Here is a 17,531-nt window from a genome sequence, read left to right as displayed (position 1 = left end):
AAAAACAAAATCAGGTGATAGACCAAACAATTTGAGCAAAAAAAATGATTGGAAGATGACAGGGATACTATAATTCTGTCAGATTTTGGACGGTTTCAATACCCTTTAATAGCCCTTTAAACTAAAAATAAGGGCAAACCATTAGGAAAGTTTTTTCCTAAAATATTACATTTAAGGAAAGTTTTTCCCTAAACTATTACATTAATTGCAGAGAAAAAAAGTACATAATAATGCGGTAAATACTTGCTGGCAATGTATTACAGGTTTTTAAAAAAAATGGCTCCAAAATTGCATGCACAAAAAAACATGGTAGGGTGTAAATTGTATCAAAAAAAATTAAGTAAAATTGGTCTTGACATGGGGGGGAGTCTTTAAAAGTACAAAATATAGTAATCTGCATTCACTCATAGTTTTCAGTTCTCAAAATGATACACAATAGCAAGCTTCTGCTTCTGCTTCTGCTTCTTCAATACAAAATATAGCTGTAGTTATAAAACTATCCTCATGGGTATAGAAATAAAGATATCCACATAAGTAGGAATTGTGTGGTTTGGCACAAATCCTGGCATTATATTTGGATTGTTGATCATCAAAATTAAACCGATTTTTTTAGGGGCTTATTTTTTTTCTGTGTCTCTTAAGTTCCAAATAGAATTACTATCATGAATTTTTGCATCAAAAACAGTAGGTTAGATTATGGTAAGGCACTTATTTGCAGTTCTGGCAACCCTTTTTATCGTCAGTCACACGGCTTTCGCCGCAACCTATGATGCAACAGGAAGCTGGCTGATAACAACGGAAGAAACTCAACTTGCGGTTGACCTTGTTTTTTTAGGAAATACTCCGGTTAATGTGGCGGCAAGTTCGGTCGAGGCTGAGATATCGCAAGTTCTGGAGCATTTTGATTTTAATGCCGATTCAATTGATATAGCAATTGATTTCACAATTGCTACTATAACATTCAACCCAACTTTGTTTATATCACTAAACGAGGGAGGAAATGTCAATGGGGATGAATATGATTTTACCCCCCCCCCGAGCCAATGGATACTGAATTTATTCCATTTCCAGTAGGGGATCCCGCTATCGTTGTAACCGCAAAGTTGGAAAGTTTCATCCTTTATTCGGAAAAAGAAATGCACGGCCAATTAAAATTTAATTTGGAACATAACCTAATAAAAGCCGGACCAACCCCCGACTTTCTCAATTTTAACGGGACAGTAAATTCTGTTCCCGTCCCGACTAGCTTATGGCTTCTATGTTCCGGAATCATTGGAATCCTGGGATTCAGAAAAATGACGAGGGCGTGAAATAGAGGAGAAAAACACAATGAAAAAAGCCTGACCTTTTCCATAAAAGTTAAAGTCCGAAAGTTGAGTTAAGTATTGTGACTTCTACTTAAATGCTGGAGTAAATAGTATGTTTTTAAATAGACCGACCTATTCCTGTGCAGGCGACAGCCTTCAAATCTCCATGGATAAATTTCAAATCGCGGTTCTTACCCCGGCAGGATTCATTGACCCGTCATTGGCAATTTCCGCAAGCCGTGCAGGTGTACTGGGAATTCTAAATCTTGAATATACAGCTAACAAAAAGAAAATGCTGACCGCTGTTAATAAGCTTGCACAATATGCTAGAGGGGAGTTTGGGATAAAACTTGACTGGCAGAACCGGAAATTTTTTCTCGAGTCCCCATTGAATCTATTTAAACACCTCAAGATAGTCATTCTGACTTGCGATCATACTGAAAATTTGAAGAATGATGTTCAAAATTTTCAACAAAAGGGGCTTGCCGTTGTTCTGGAGTGCATCAGTCTTGAGCAGGCTCGCCTGGGGAATCGAGCAGGTGTGGACGGGATAATTGCCAAAGGAAATGAGACGGGAGGACATGTCGGAGATGAAACAACCTATATTCTGCTGCAGAAATTGTTGCAATCGTTTTCTCTTCCGATCTGGGCACAGGGAGGCATCGGGCTCCACACAGCGGCGGCCTGTTATGGAGGGGGGGCGGCCGGCATAATTCTGGATTCACAGCTTTCATTGACACGCGAATCTCCTTTTTCCAAAAGGACGAAGGCGATAATATCCAGGATGGACGGTAGCGAAACAGTGTGCCTTGGTGATGAAATCGGGAAAAACTACAGGCTATGTTCAAGACTGGGTGCTGCCGGAGTGAAAGAATTGCGGCGGAAGGAAAAATTTCTTGCCGATAGTGATCTTCCTCAGGGGGAGATTGTTGAGACGTGGCAAAAGGAGGTTTTTCGGCTCGTGAGCAGGGATTCGTCTCAGGGGTGCTTATATCTTTTGGGGCAGGATATCTGCCTTGCTTCGTTTTTTTGTGAGAGGTTCGTTACTGTTAGCGGGGTTATCTCTGCGATTCGTGATTCCGTTGTTTCACATTGCAGTACAGCATCCAGCAGCCCTCCTTTTGGGGAGGGCTCACCCCTTGCAAAATCACATGGAACCCTTTATCCCATTGTTCAGGGCCCAATGGCACAGGTCAGTGACAATGTCGCCTTCGCCGGGAAGGTCGCCAGTGAAGGCGCACTGCCGTTTATAGCCGTATCCTGGATGGAGGGAAAAGACCTTGACATACTGCTTCAACAGACACGGGATCATATAAAAAATCATCCATGGGGGGTTGGCCTTTTAGGCTTTCTTCCTTCGGATATATATAATGAACAGATAGATATCATTAAGTCACATTCTCCTTCCTTTGCCTTGATCGCGGGAGGGCGGGCGGATCAGGCCATTGCTCTTGAAAAACAGGGGATTTCTACATATCTCCATGTTCCTTCCCCCGGCTTGTTAAAACTGTTTATCAAAAGCGGTGTCAGGCGATTCATCTTTGAGGGACGTGAGTGTGGGGGGCATGTTGGACCCCGTTCCGGTTTTGTGCTCTGGGAAACCATGATCAATATTCTTCTTGAACTTATCCCTTTAGGTCATGGAGGCGAGGCGTATCATCTGCTGTTTGCCGGAGGAATCCACGATGCTGTTTCTGCAGCGATGGTAGGCTTGATGACGGCTCCTCTTACAAACCGGGGGGTCCGTGTGGGAGTGCAGCTTGGCAGTTCATATCTTTTTACCAGGGAAGCGGTTTCCACAGGGGCGATACTCAGAAAATACCAGCAAGAACTTATCGGTTGCGATGGCACGGTGGTTCTGGAATCCGGCCCCGGCCATGCGATCCGTTGCGTACAAACACCGTATGTGAATTTTTTTAGAAATGAGCAACAAAAACTTATCCTCGAAGGAAAGTCTGCTGATGCAATAAGGGAAGCCCTGGAGGAGTTGGGTCGCGGAAGGCTGCGTGTCGCTTCCAAAGGGGAAGAAATAAATCCTGAACACGGAAAAAAAGACCATGTAGCCCTATTTTTAAATGTGCCTGAAATGCGGCAGCATTCCAACGGGATATATATGACGGGACAGCTTGCCGCACTTCACCATCGGGACTTTACGATAAAAAGGCTTCATCGCAACATTTCTCTGGGAAGCACTGAAATAATTAAATCCCTTGGAGAAAAAATAATTAAACCGGCGGTCAATAAAGAGGAAAAACCTTCGGACATAGCCATTATCGGAATGGGATGCATACTGCCCAAGGCGCCTGAACTTTCGGCATACTGGGAAAACATTCTCAACAAGGTCAGTGCCATCCGTGAGGTGCCTAAGGAACGCTGGGACTGGAAACTTTACTATGACAAGAATCCAGATGAAAGGGACAGGGTCTATTCAAGATGGGGGGGGTTTATCGATGATATTCCATTTGACCCTTTGAAGTACGGGTTTCCACCTAAGACGCTGTCATCCATCGAGCCTTTGCAGCTTTTAACACTTGAGGCGGTAAGCGAAGCGTTAAAAGATGCCGGATATTCAACACGCCCCTTTGCGCGCGAACGCACTTCGGTAATCCTTGGGATCAGCGGAACTGCTGAACTGGGACAGAAATACAGCATTCGATCTTCATTGCCCATGCTCTTTGGTGAGTCTGAGAAAGATATCATCACCGGTCTTGACGGGAATTTACCGGAATGGACCGAGGACTCCTTTCCGGGAATATTGATGAACGTTACTGCCGGAAGGATCTCCAACCGGTTCAACCTTGGGGGAACAAATTTTACCGTGGACGCGGCATGCGCCTCATCCCTTGCAGCATTGCACCTGGCTGTAAAGGAACTTGAATCGGGCAGCAGTGATATGGTTATCACCGGCGGTGCGGATGCGATGCAAAATCCTTTTACATATTTATGTTTTTCCAAGACCAAGGCATTGTCTCCTACAGGGCAGAGCGCACCACTTGATGAAAATGCGGACGGAATTGTTATTGGAGAGGGCGTTGCCGTGATGATTCTCAAGCGTCTTGAGGATGCTGAACGTGACGGCGACAGAATCTATGCGGTTATTAAAGGAATCGGTGCGGGCAGTGACGGAAGAGACAAGAGTTTAACTGCACCAAGCAGGGATGGCCAGATCAGAACCCTTAAGCGCGCTTATGACAAAGCGAAAATTTCGCCCTCAACTGTTGAGTTTGTTGAGGGCCATGCAACCGGTACCCCCGTGGGTGATAGTGTTGAACTTGAAGCGTTGAATCGTTTTCTCTGTGATGCAGGCTCAACCCCGAAAAGCTGCGGTATCGGATCTGTAAAGTCCATGATCGGACATACAAAATCCACTGCAGGAACGGCGGGCCTTATAAAAACAGCGTTATCTCTGTATCATAAGGTATTACCCCCTACGCTTGGCGTGGAAAAACCAAACAACGAAGTTGACGCCTCCGATAGTCCCCTTTATGTAAATACGGAAACTCGCCCATGGATTTGTTCTTTTAATGAACACCCCCGCAGGGCAGGTGTCAGTGCCTTCGGGTTCGGTGGGACCAACTTTCACGTGGTGCTTGAGGAATACACCGATGGATTTATGCCTTTGGCATCCCGAACCGTTTCCCATAAATGGCCCATGGAACTTTTTATCTTAAGCGGAGATTCCCGTAAAGAGATTATGGAATCGATAAAATCGTTGGAAGATGCCCTCTCCAAAAGGATGGATCATTCCATTGGGGATCTTGCATATACGATAAACCAACAATACCTGTCTGGTTTTTCAGAAAAAGAGGATTCAAAACTGAAACTCTCACTGGTTGCGGGCTCACGCGACGATTTAAGGCAGAAACTTGTACGGGCAGGGGAGTTGCTTGCGGGTTCAGACATGGTGATTAATGATCCCCGCGGTATCTATTTTTCGGAAAAACCCTTTGCAAGAAGCGGCGGGATAGCTTTTCTCTTTCCCGGTCAAGGCTCTCAGTATGTCGGCATGCTTTCAGATCTGGCAGTGGCATTTCCGGAAATCCGTAAAATATTTGAACGAAGTGATTGCATTCTAAACGGTAAGTTTTCCAGGCCGCTCAGCAGCTTTATCTTTCCACCGCCCGCCTTTGCAAAAGAGAAAAAGGATTCGCAGAAATCTGCTCTTGCTGAGACTAAAATTACTCAACCTGCAATGGGAACAGCCTCCCTTGCACTTTTTCATCTGCTTAAAGATCTGGGAGTACAGCCTGATATGGTAGCCGGTCACAGTTATGGTGAATACTCGGCCCTGTGCGCTGCCGGGGTTTTCAGTGAAGAGGAGCTTATTGTTCTGTCCGAGGCAAGGGGACGTTTTATCACTGAGGAAGCCAACTCGGATTCAGGGACAATGGCTGCCATCAGCGCAAGTCATGATGATGTAGCAAAAGTTATCGACCATATGGATAATATATGGATAGCCAACCTGAATGCCCCCGGACAGACAATTATTGCCGGAACCAAACAGGTGCTGGAACTGGTTCTTGAAAAATTCAGGGATTTGAGAATTCCGGCACGTTTGATTCCCGTTTCCGGTGCATTTCACTCCCCCCTTGTTTCCGGAGCGTGTGACCGTCTAAAGGCTTTCCTTACAGGCATTGATATGAAAGAACCGTCTATAACGGTTTTTTCCAATACCACAGCCTCTGTCTTCCCCGATGATTCAAATGCCATTGCAGAGTTATTGGGACGGCACCTTTCAAGTCCCGTAGAATTTATTCGTGAGATTTTGGCTATGTATGATACCGGAGCAAGAATTTTTATTGAAGTGGGGCCGGGCAGGGTGCTCAGTGGACTCACGGATCAGATACTCAATGATCGCCCCCATCTCACAGTTGCTTCGGATCAGGCTGGAAGAAATTCCCTTGTTCAGCTCACTCATCTGCTGGCAGAACTTGCAGCCAATGGTGTGCAGTTTCAGATGGAAAAACTTTATAAGGGAAGATCATTAAAAAATTTTAATCTAAAAAGGCTGAACAATAAATTTTTATACGGAGATCTGCCTCCCACAACATGGCTTGTAAACGGTGCCAGAGCCATGCCTTTAAAGGAAGCCGGCATGGAACAGCCGGTTAAACCCATCACCCTTTCCATTGGTGGGAAAATGTCATCCATTAAAGACGTTAAGGAAGTTAAGCCGGTTTCAAATGCGACTCTTTCACTGTCCAGAGCAGGTGTTTCCGAAACCATGATTCGGCATCAGAAATTGATGAATCACTTTCTTGAAACCCAGAAGAATGTAATGCTGAGCTATTTTCAAGTTTCCCCGTCGCAAAATGAAAATCTGTCCGCTTCTTTTAAAAAGATTGAGGAGCGGTCAGACATTGATCCTCCTGATCCTGAACCTATAGAAAAGATTGAACTTGGATCCGGGGTTGATTCGGCCAGAGAGGAAACCAATTCTTTACATTATGGCCTTGAATCTCATCTGCTCAGGATTGTAAGTGATCGTACAGGATATCCGGAAGAGATGCTCGACTTTGACCTGGACATGGAAGCCGATCTGGGCATTGATTCCATAAAAAGAGGCGAAATTGCAGGTGTCTTCCGAGGGGAGACATGCCCTGCACATGGGAAGAAGATGGGAAAAGAGATGGAGGATCTGGCAGGGATCAGAACCCTGCGCGGAATCATTGAATGGGCAAAGGAAATGATCGGAGCCCATGTTCAAAACGAAGATCCCGTAATTACCCCTGAGCCGAAGGCCGGGGAGCTCATCACTGGTGAGAAAGATGGTACCCCGGCAAAAAATAATTCTGTCCGGCGTTTCACCGTCTCAGCCGTGGCAGCACCTTTAGAGGGGCCGCCAGCATCCTTGCCGGATCATGGCGTAATGCTCGTTACCGATGATGAACGGGGGATTGCCCAAGCTCTTGTAAAGAGTTTAACCGAGGCGGGGCAGTCTGCGGTTCTTGTACGGTTGTCCGATAAAAAAAATGTGACGGCAAGCGATTGCCTTATGATTTCAATTGATTCCCAGGAGGATGCAACCCGGTTCCTTGAAAAGGTCAACCGGGAATATGGCCCGGTTTCAGGCCTGGTTCATCTGTTACCTCTGAAAGAGTCGAGGCCTTTTAATTCCATGGACCTTGTCGCATTTAAACACCGGTTCAAGCTGGAGTTCAAGAGCCTTTTTTACCTGATAAAAGCGCTTGAAAAGGATTTTGGGCAGGCCGCCCAAAAAGGGGGGGCGCTTCTCATTGGGGTTACAGCCATGGAGGAAAACTTTGCAGACAGGAATTTTGAAAAAAAAGAGACGTTTTTCCCGGGCCACGGCGCCATAGCCGGGCTTTTGAAATCCCTGGCCCTTGAATGGCCGGATGTAAGGATAAAGACGGTGGATCTCAAACCGGATGAAAATGTATCTGAACTTGCAAAATACCTGATGAACGAAATCGGGTCGGAGGATCAACTCGTAGAGGTGGGATACAACGGTTCCAATCGTTTTACTTTAAAACCCAGGATCGCTTTTCTGGACCCGGAAAGGGAGCGGATGAACCATATGGATTCATCCTGGGTTATCCTTATCACCGGGGGGGCAAAAGGTATCACAGCGGATGTTGCATTTGAACTTTCAAAACTTTATAAGCCGATTATCATCCTCACAGGACGTTCTGATCCGCCGCCTGCACAAGAGGATACTGAAACAGCCGGACTCCATACGCTAAAAGAGATAAAAGGGGCCCTGATATCAAGGATGAAAAGGGAGGGACAATCTTTCAAGCCTGCACATGTTGAGCCCGCCTACAATCGTTTGCTGGGTGAGCGTGAGATCCGGAGGAACATAAATGCCATGCAAACTGCCGGAGCCGTTGTGCATTATTACCCGGCGGATGCCCGGGAGGAAGACTCGTTTGGGAAACTCATCGATCATATTTATGCAGAACATGGGCGGATAGACGGTGTAATTCATGGGGCCGGCATTATAGAAGATAAGTTGATGAGGGACAAGACAGAGGCCTCTTTTGACAGGGTTTTTAATACAAAGGTTGACAGCGGTTTTATTCTGAGCCGCAGGCTTGATCCCGGATCATTGAAGTTTCTCATATTTTTTGCATCGGTTGCAGGCAAGTTCGGTAACATCGGCCAGGGGGATTATGCTGCAGCCAATGAGGTCCTTAATAAACTGGCAGTTTACCTGGACGGACTGTGGCCTGCACGGGTGGCAGCCGTAAACTGGGGGCCCTGGGCAAAATCCGGAATGGTCACCCCTGAACTGGAAAGGCAGTTTGAACAACGAGGGGTGGAATTGGTTCCTCCGGATGTGGGTGTGCACATGCTTGATCAGGAAATATGTTTTGGCGCAAAGGGAGAGTCCGAGGTGATACTCGGGGGTATCGGCTGGACATGAAAACAGGACAGGCTGCTGGTCAAAGTTTTTCTTTAATCAATAATAGCAAAAGGGCGAACACGAAAAACGGACAGGAGGTTGAGATCGCAAAGACGTTTGAGCCGGACCAAGATATTTACCTTAAAAACCATACCCTGGACGGTAAACCCGTACTGCCTGCTGCAATGGCCATGGAACTGATGAAGCCTTGAGAAAGGCACTTACCCTTGGGTCGACTGCAGCCGAAAACCTGGTGGTTGAGGAGATGGATGTTCCCGTAGGCATGGTGAAACTTTCACTTCAGGGAAAATTGGTGCGGGAATTTCCAGCTCTGGCCGGAGAGAAATTTTCCGTGCAAACAATTAACGAGCAAAATTGCATTGTGGCAACTATCTTTTGCCAAAGGAACGATTATGAACAAAGAGAATAAAGAAGCGGTCTTTAAAGTTGTTGTGGGGATATTGAATAAAATGTCCGAGGATTGGGACAGCTGCAGGGAAGAAATTAGTCTGGAAACGTATCTCATCGAGGATCTAGGGTTTGAATCCATCGACATAGTGGTTCTGTGTACCACTATTGAAAGCCATTATAAGGTGCAGTTACCGTTTGCGCGTTTCCTTGCAGAAGTCGGTCAAAAAAATGTTCGTGATATACGGCTTGATGAACTGACGGACTTTGTGTGTCATTACCTGAGTGCTAAATGCCTATCATGATTTTTGTAAATTGTCAGATATAGATTTAATTTCACATTGAAGGGAGGAAAAAAATGAAGAACCGGAGTATTTTAATTGGATTGGATGGTGCCACGTTTCATCTGCTTGATCCCCTGATGCAGGACGGAACCATGCCCTTTCTGAAAGAATTTGTGGAATCGGGTGTCCGTGGAAACTTGCTTTCTGTGATCCCGCCGCTGACACCTCCGGCATGGACATCTTTAATGACAGGAGTCAACCCCGGAAACCATGGTATTTTTGATTTTTTTCAAAAGGAGAAAGGGGGGCTGCATATTCGTTTTACCACCCATCACGATGTCCGATCTGAGACGATCTGGTCCATTGCAGATCGACAGAATGCCAAGATTACGACATTGAATTTTCCCCTGATGATGCCGCCGCCTGAGATCAACGGCTATGTTATTTCCGGAGGCTGGATGACCTGGCGGCAGATACGGCTGGGTTGTCATCCTGAAGATCTTTACGAAAGGGTCAAGGCTCTCCCCGGTTTTAACGCGCGGGAACTTGCCATGGACATGTCCCATGAGGAAAAGGCACTTGAGGGGTGCCGACTGGATGAATATGAGGAGTGGATCAGGATGCACATTGGCAGGGAAGAACAGTGGATGAACATCCTAAAGTACCTTATGCGTAAGGATCCTTGTGAATTAACCGCCATACTGTTTGACGGCGTGGATAAAATTCAGCACCTGTGCTGGCGTTTTCTATCGCCGAAATACCTGAACGGGGATATGTCCGTCCAGGAACAGCGCATTCGAAATCTCTGTCTTGAATATTTTTCAAAACTGGATCGCATACTCCTGGAGATTAATGAACTGGCCGGACCTGATGCTAGGATTATTATGGCTTCGGATCATGGTTTCGGCGCACAGACACAAACCTTTTTTGTCAACTCTTGGCTTGCGCAAAACGGTTATCTTTCATGGGCTAAAAAGGGGAAATCCAAAGAAAACCGGTCAGGGGGTCTTGGCATGAGTCAACTGTCGAAACACGTTTATATGATTGACTGGGAAAAAACCCTGGCATATGCCTCTACACCGAGCAGCAACGGCATTCACATTGTCATGGAGGATAAAGACCATAAAAACGGTGTAGCATTGACGGAATATAAGCAATTTCGTGATGAATTGGTTGAAAAATTGTACGGAGTTACTAACCCGGTTACGGGAAAAGCAGTGGTATCAAGAGTCTGGACAAGAGAAGAGGCATTTAACGGTCCTTACACGGAACTTGCTCCGGATCTTACCATGATCCTTGGGGACGGGGGGTTGATATCGATTCTCAATTCTGATGAGCCGGTAAGACAGCGGGATGAAACTGCCGGCACCCATAGAATGGAAGGGGTGATTATGGCAAGGGGGCCAGGTGTTTGTCAGGGTAAGAGTGTGGATGCTGTTTCAATCCTGGACGTTGCACCCTTGATTCTCTACACCCTGGGGATGGAAATTCCAAAACAGATGGAAGGACGCATGCCGTCTGAAATCTTTGAGGTTTCCTATCTTCAAGCAAATCCGGTTAAAGATTCCGGAGATTTTGAGATAAGAGAATCGGTCCACTGGGAGGAATCTGAGCGGATGGTGTATGATGAAGAGGCCGAGGCTGCGATGGCGGAAAGGTTGAGGGCGTTGGGGTATATAGAATAATCATTGCCTTTAAAGGGGATATTATGACAATAGCTGATGTGAAGGGTGTTGGTATTCATTACTTGCAGGTAGGTAAAGGTCCGGAATTATTGCTTATTCATGGCCTAGGCGGAAACCTGGCTGTCTGGTTTCTGCATGTTGTCTCCAGGCTGCGAAGCGATTTCAGGCTTACTGCATTGGATTTGCGTGGTCACGGCAGGAGTGATGCGCCTCCCACAGGTTATACCACAGCAGATATGGCAGAAGATGTCAAAGGGCTGCTGGATGTTACGGGCATTGAGAAGACGAGTATTTTTGGGCACAGCTGGGGAGCTGACGTGGCAATGCATTTTGCGTTACTGTATCCGGAAAGGGTGGATAAAGTGTTTGCCATAGAACCTAATATCGCTGCCTTGATCGATTGGCGGAAAAGCAAGAACTGGGAGGGGTGGGCATACTGGGCAAAAAGACTGGAAGAGTTCGGGATCCATGTACCCCGTGATAAATGGCATGATATTGATTATATGCTCAGGCAGACCGTTCATATTCCAATTGTTTACGGCCCCTGCAAGGGACGTCCCCGTCAGAATAACTCTATTCTCAGATTGCTTGATAAAACCACCATCGTTAAGGATTACGAAAAGGTAGCGGGAATGACCATTGACAAGGTAAAAAAGATCAAACGCCCTACCCTTGCCCTGTACGGTCAAAAATCTCATTTCCTTGTAACATACAAATATCTGCGGGATCATGTTCCCCGCGTAAAAACAGCTCTCCTGCCGGATGACGATCATTACGGTCCCCTGGAAAATCCGGAAATGGCACTGGGATATCTGAGGGAATTCTTATAACGGCCGTGTGCAGCTTGGCCTTCCAGGTAGTTGCGTACAACAAAACATGAAATATGATGCTCATACCGGAGCAGTATGTCATATAAAGCTTAAATTATAATGGGTTGGGGAGTATAATCCACATGGTTAAAAATGAAACGGGTCACAGAAAAAGTGTTATTGTTACGGGTGCTTCCACAGGGCTTGGATTGGAAATCACCCTCTATCTTGCGGAACAGGGATTCAATGTTTATGCGACCATGCGTGATTTGAGCCGTCGGAACCTTATCGACACGAAAGCCATGCAACGTGGGCTTAAAATAGAGGTCCTGCAGCTGGATATTACAGACCGGAACAGTATTAGCACGGCCCTTGAAACGATTATAGAACAGACCGGTGAAATTTTTGCCCTGATCAACAATGCTGGCATTGGGCTTCGGGGGTATTTTGAGGACCTTTCCGAAGAGGAAATACATAAGGTGTTTGATGTGAACTTATTCGGAACAATGGCTGTAACCAGAGCAGTGCTGCCTTACATGCGGTCTGCCGGGAAGGGGCGTATCCTGATTATTACCTCCGTGGGCGGCCTGATCGGATCATTGGGTGTCAGTGCGTATTGCTCAACAAAATTTGCCCAAGAAGGGTTTGGAGAATCTTTGTCCCAGGAGCTCTCTCCTCTGGGAATTCATGTCAGTTTGATCGAACCGGCCATTATAAAGACAGAGCGCTGGGGCATAAATCGGGGCAACGCAAAAGGCGCACATGATTCTGGGAGCCTTTATTCTGAATGGTTTCGTAAGTCTGAAATACTTGCTGATAAATTAGTGGAATCCTCACCGACAACACCTGAACATGTTGCAGTAAAAGTTTATGACGCATTAACCGCCAGGCGCCCGTCATTAAGATACATGGTCGGGTATCGTGCAGGCCTGGTCGTTTTGCTGCGGCGCTACCTACCACATAAACTTTTTGATAGGCTTTATTTTGGGGAAGCGGTACGTCGAGTGACTGGATATCGTAAGGCATTCAGATAGTTATAATTTTGGGAATTTCTTGCATGGCATTGCATACGGCCGGCTACGCACAACAAAGGATGAAAGATTCTATAGGCTTGCATGGTTCTTTCATATATAAATAGTAAAAACGAAGATATGAAACTAAAAGTTACAAATAACCCATCCAGATCGGTTACCCAACTTGGCCTTTGGGTAAAAATTCTGCATGGTATCGGTCAAATCCCCAATTCTATCAAGACAATTCTATTTGGGATTTTTTCCCTTTATTTCTATAATACGGTAATGGGCCTTTCAGGAACATTAGTGGGAATTGCTACCGCAGTTGGGTTGTTGTGGGATGCGGTTATTGACCCTGTTATTGGTACAATGTCGGACACTTCCCAAAGCCGGATCGGCAATAGACACAGCTTCATGGTGATTGGTGCGGCTTTTATGGGTATCTCTTTCTGGGCTTTTTTCAGCCCACCTGCCGCTCTTTCAACCGGAGCTCTGTTTACATGGCTACTTGTAACAAATTTAATGGTGCGTACCAGCACATCCATTTACAGCATACCCTATTATGCTTTAGGGGCAGAATTGAGTACAGATTATCACGAACGAACTTCGGTTACAGGTATCCGAGGTATGGCCGGGTTATTGGGTACCGTTACAGTTGTGGTACTGTCATTTTCACTTTTTTTTCCCCAAACTTTGCAGGGCGATCCAAAGATGAACGTGGACGGCTATTGGGCAATGGGATTATTTTCGGGGCTTCTGATGACCTCACTTGGGCTTCTCAGCACGTTCGGGACCCTTTCGTATAAAAAAAATAATCCTGTGTTACAAGCACAGAACAAAAAACTGCGTCATTTTTTTGATAACTGCTTAATTGCCTGGCAAAATAAATCGTTTAGAATTATTTTTATTTCTTATTCAATTATTTTTATCGGAATTGTTGTTAACGCCACTCTGTCTATCTATTTTTTAACATATTATGTGGAAATAACCGGAAGTACGGCGATAAGCATCTTTCATTTTTCTTTTTATATCGGAGCATTGGCGGGGGTTGTATTTTGGATGAACATTTCAAAAACCATCGAGAAAAGCCGATTATATTTTTTAGGCACTCTATCCACTGCAATGGTTATGAGTTGTGCATTTCTTTTCCTCGGAGACGGGCACCTTTTGGGCACAGGCAGCATGCCTCCTCTTTGTGTTGGTAATGGTTTAGCCGGTTTTTTTGCCAGCGTTTTCTGGACCATTCCTGCATCACTGATTGCCGATATTGCCGATCAAGATGAGTTGATAAGCGGCAGTCGCCGGGAAGGCATTTTTTTTGGGCTTTTCAATTTCGGAGAGCAGATCGCAGCCGGTGCATCCATTTTTATCACAGGTTTCTTAATCGATTGGTTTGCCGGTTTTGTTCCGGGGCTGCAGCCATCTGCCATAACCGTCAGTCGCATAGGAATGATTTATAGCCTGCTGCCAGCATTTTTGCTGGCAGCGGCGGCATTCATTATTTTACGTTATTCACTTGATCGACACAAGGTCCTTTCTATCCAGTTGGAACTATCGAAGGATGGCATGTTAAAAAAATAATTTTTTGGATAAACCATGGAGAATAACAACAAGCAGGCACATGCTAATTTCACCATTTAATGGTCGTTCAATCAGCTTTAACGTTTCAACCACTTGGAGGGAAATTATGTTCGACCCATTGCCAAAAACAAAAACATTGAATGAATTCCTTAGAAAAAGGGTGGAACTGTCTGGAGGTTCAACCTGGCTTACTCTTTATTCAAAGGATAAAATAGCCTGCAAGCTGACCTATGCGGAACTTTTGGAGGGAGCAATTTGCTGGTCTGCAGAACTCTTGAAGACAGGCGTACGCCCGGGGGACCGGATCCTTTTGATACTCCCCACGGAAAAAGCTTTTTACGAGGCTTTTTGGGGGATACTCCAGGCCGGTGCCATACCGGTACCTCTTTATCCCCCCATGCGATTGGCACGGATAGAAGAGTACCTGAAAAGCCTTGGAAACATTATCCATAACTGTGGCGCCTCAGTCCTGGTCACCAATGGGTTAATCCGACCCTTGATCCGCCCGGTTGAAAGGATAAACGGACACCGGATTTCTTTTTTGATTTCCCGAAACAACTATTCTAAACCGGTCAAACCAGATCGATCAGCCAGACCTGATGATATGGGGCTCCTTCAGTATACATCCGGCAGTACAGGCAGCCAAAAAGGGGTGATGCTGACCCATGCAAATCTTCTGGCCAATTTGCGGGCAATTGGAAGGATGCTCAGACCATCTTCCGAAGATGTGGCAGTCAGCTGGCTTCCCCTGTACCATGACATGGGGCTGATCGGCCTTATGATGGGAACCCTCTACTGGGGTATTCCCCTTGTGGCAATGTCTCCTATTGATTTTTTAAGAAAACCGGCCAGATGGATACGTATCATGTCAAATCATCACGCTACGTTCACCGCAGGCCCTAATTTCGCTTACAACCTTACGGCCCACAAGATCAGAGATGTCGATCTTGAAGGGGTGGATTTGTCCAATTGGAGAATCGCACTCTGTGGTGCCGAACCTATTCATGCCTCGACAATTGAAAACTTCAGCAACCGCTATGAACCTATGGGGTTTTGCCCACAGGCATTTTTGCCGGCATATGGGCTTGCGGAAAATACCCTTGCGGTTTCGTTTCCAGACCTGGAGACCCCTCCCACAATAGAGAATTTTGATAACCGAATGCTCGAAACAGAGGGCAAAGCGGTCTGTACAGATTCTATAGAAAAGGGAAGGAAGATTGTAAGTATGGGGTGCCCGCTTGAGAGTGTTGAAGTGGCTATCATGGGTGAGAAATTTGTACCCCTCGAAGAGGGCGGGCAAGGAGAGATCGTTATACGAGGCCCTTCAGTAATGGCAGGATATTTTAATAATCCTGTGGTCACAGCGAATGTTTTTCGGGATGGTTGGCTTTGCACTGGAGACATGGGCTTTATGCGGGGGGGACAGCTTTATATCTCAGGCCGTAAAAAAGACATGGTTATTAAAGCGGGACGGAATTATTTTGCGGAGGAACTTGAGGCTGCTGCATATTCAGTATCCGGAGTCCGGCCCGGAGGCGTATGTGTCTTTAGTATTAATGACCCGGAAAGAGGAACTGAATGTGTCATCCTTGTCGCTGAAATAATCAAGGGGCTTTCAACCAAAGACCTTTCCAATCAACTGATAAAGGTTGTCGCAAAAGAGACAAACTGCAAACCGAACAAGGTCGTGCTGGTTCCTCCCCGTACGCTTCCCAAGACATCCTCCGGTAAAATTCAGAGATTTCAAACCCGACTCTGGTATCTGGATGGGAGTATTCAGTCCCGGGGTAGAGAACGAAAAATTATGAATTATTGGGGATACGCCAAGGCATTTATGAGGGATCGGTTTTCTATGAACAACGAGATGGAATAGGCGGATCTCTAAGTGATTGTCACCAAGATCAATACATCCAACCAAATAGTGCTGTACAAAATTAATATCACTGCAAACGGTCCAGATATTAAGGAGAGATAAGATGATACCCGATAATATAACCGTTGTTTCCGGAATACCTCGATCCGGTACCTCGATGATGATGCAGATACTTGAAGCCGGAGGGATGGAAATTTTTACGGATAAAATGAGAAAAGCTGATGAAGATAATCCCAGGGGTTACTATGAAGCTGAAAGTGTAAAACGGCTTAAGGAGGATGACTCTTTTCTTAAGGAGGTCCGGGGGAAGGGAATTAAAATAATAAGTAAACTTTTAAAAAAATTACCCAATAAATTTCAATACAAGTTGATATTTGTGCACAGAAATATGGATGAAATCCTTTGTTCACAACAACAGATGCTTATAAGGAGGGGGGAAGTAACAGACAGTATAAGTGACAAAAAACTTGCAACAATATTTCAACAGCATCTGAAAGAGATCCAAGGCTGGATAGCCTCGAATCCCTCCATGGATGTTTTGTATGTAAATTACAGCGATATTTTAGAGGATTCTATCAATCAGGTGGAGAGTATCGAGCAATTTCTGGGCAGAACTCTTGATATTCATAAAATGGCAGGGTGTGTCGATAAAACGCTTTACAGGCAGCGTCGTTAATACCTGATTGTGTCGAACGGTTTTAAATTCAAATCCATTTTCAGGATATCTCTTTGTATTTTTAAATCGCCGGAAAACCGCTATTAAAATCTTATCCTATGACGGACAAGCCTGTGCAGGTTTACCGAAGGGACACAAATAATTCACGCAGGCTCACCGGAAGGACACAGTATATTGAAAGCCCTTCATCGGGGACAAACATTACCTCTAAATCTATTTTTTCCAGAGCGGTCGCAGAAGTAATAAATGAAATGATTAAAAGAAACGAAACTGACAGTATTACGCCTCTTTTTTTCAATTTTTTAATGTCCATCATTTTCTCCTTATTACAATAAAATTTAATGGTTTGACTTATTATTAACATGATTCCCTGATTTTGATGGTTATGAAAAATAAGTTACTTATGTTGAAATTTAAAAACCGAGTTACCTCAAAGGCAACCCGGCTTTCTCTTAAACGTCTTTAAGACCCGTGGCTTTCAGTCCCAGCTTTTCAACTGGTTTGGCTTTTTCTACACTACATCAACAAA

13 protein-coding genes and 1 riboswitch are annotated in these 17,531 nt (G+C 45.4%); of the genes, 12 read left to right on the top strand and 1 reads right to left on the bottom strand.

The features are described from left to right. Positions 1-696 precede the first annotated feature (696 nt). The 12 genes from Q1Q15_RS17750 (at position 697) to tnpB (ending at position 17,144) form a co-directional block, all read left to right on the top strand. A complete protein-coding gene (locus Q1Q15_RS17750) occupies positions 697-1,074 on the top strand; it encodes a hypothetical protein (RefSeq protein WP_300462948.1) in 378 nt (125 codons plus the stop codon). A gap of 345 nt (positions 1,075-1,419) precedes the next feature. Next, positions 1,420-8,694, top strand: coding sequence for a type I polyketide synthase (locus tag Q1Q15_RS17745; RefSeq protein WP_300462945.1), 7,275 nt, complete (start codon positions 1,420-1,422; stop codon positions 8,692-8,694). Continuing rightward, positions 8,691-8,885: a polyketide synthase dehydratase domain-containing protein gene (locus Q1Q15_RS17740; RefSeq protein WP_300462941.1), complete on the top strand. Its 195-nt coding sequence runs from the start codon at positions 8,691-8,693 to the stop codon at positions 8,883-8,885. The genes Q1Q15_RS17745 and Q1Q15_RS17740 overlap by 4 nt, the downstream gene beginning before the upstream one ends. Then, positions 8,882-9,103: a hypothetical protein gene (locus tag Q1Q15_RS17735; protein ID WP_300462938.1), complete on the top strand. Its 222-nt coding sequence runs from the start codon at positions 8,882-8,884 to the stop codon at positions 9,101-9,103. Before Q1Q15_RS17740 ends, Q1Q15_RS17735 begins: the two co-directional genes overlap by 4 nt. Next, positions 9,087-9,386: an acyl carrier protein gene (locus Q1Q15_RS17730; protein WP_300462935.1), complete on the top strand. Its 300-nt coding sequence runs from the start codon at positions 9,087-9,089 to the stop codon at positions 9,384-9,386. Before Q1Q15_RS17735 ends, Q1Q15_RS17730 begins: the two co-directional genes overlap by 17 nt. A 53-nt stretch (positions 9,387-9,439) precedes the next feature. After that, positions 9,440-11,050: an alkaline phosphatase family protein gene (locus tag Q1Q15_RS17725; protein WP_300462931.1), complete on the top strand. Its 1,611-nt coding sequence runs from the start codon at positions 9,440-9,442 to the stop codon at positions 11,048-11,050. A 23-nt stretch (positions 11,051-11,073) separates the two neighbouring features. After that, entirely contained in the window at positions 11,074-11,880 is an 807-nt protein-coding gene (locus tag Q1Q15_RS17720) for an alpha/beta hydrolase (RefSeq protein ID WP_300462928.1), read from the top strand. Between the two features lie 122 nt (positions 11,881-12,002). After that, positions 12,003-12,893, top strand: a complete 891-nt coding sequence (locus Q1Q15_RS17715) for an SDR family oxidoreductase (RefSeq protein WP_300462926.1) — start codon at positions 12,003-12,005, stop codon at positions 12,891-12,893. An 81-nt stretch (positions 12,894-12,974) separates the two neighbouring features. Next, positions 12,975-14,453: an MFS transporter gene (locus Q1Q15_RS17710; protein WP_300462923.1), complete on the top strand. Its 1,479-nt coding sequence runs from the start codon at positions 12,975-12,977 to the stop codon at positions 14,451-14,453. A gap of 106 nt (positions 14,454-14,559) precedes the next feature. Next, positions 14,560-16,326 carry a fatty acyl-AMP ligase gene (locus tag Q1Q15_RS17705; protein ID WP_300462921.1) on the top strand — a complete coding sequence of 589 codons (1,767 nt, stop codon included), beginning with the start codon at positions 14,560-14,562 and terminating at the stop codon, positions 16,324-16,326. Positions 16,327-16,429: 103 nt separating this feature from the next. After that, the gene (locus tag Q1Q15_RS17700) at positions 16,430-17,002 is read left to right on the top strand and encodes a sulfotransferase domain-containing protein (RefSeq protein ID WP_300462918.1); all 573 of its coding nucleotides are present in this window, start codon (positions 16,430-16,432) and stop codon (positions 17,000-17,002) included. Positions 17,003-17,009: 7 nt separating this feature from the next. Then, positions 17,010-17,144: an IS66 family insertion sequence element accessory protein TnpB gene (tnpB, locus tag Q1Q15_RS25525; RefSeq protein ID WP_363321014.1), complete on the top strand. Its 135-nt coding sequence runs from the start codon at positions 17,010-17,012 to the stop codon at positions 17,142-17,144. Here the strand turns inward: tnpB and Q1Q15_RS17695 are convergent. Further along, on the bottom strand, positions 17,124-17,318 hold the full coding sequence (locus Q1Q15_RS17695; protein WP_300462915.1) for a hypothetical protein: 195 nt from the start codon (positions 17,316-17,318) through the stop codon (positions 17,124-17,126). The two genes, tnpB and Q1Q15_RS17695, sit on opposite strands and share 21 nt — an antisense overlap. A gap of 116 nt (positions 17,319-17,434) precedes the next feature. Then, positions 17,435-17,518: riboswitch (cyclic di-GMP riboswitch) on the bottom strand. Positions 17,519-17,531 lie beyond the last annotated feature (13 nt).

Source organism: Desulfobacula sp. (assembly GCF_030145145.1).
Classification (GTDB): Bacteria; Desulfobacterota; Desulfobacteria; order Desulfobacterales; family Desulfobacteraceae; genus Desulfobacula.
Note: the sequence above shows the minus strand (reverse complement) of the source record. Positions and strands in the feature narration are given on the sequence as shown.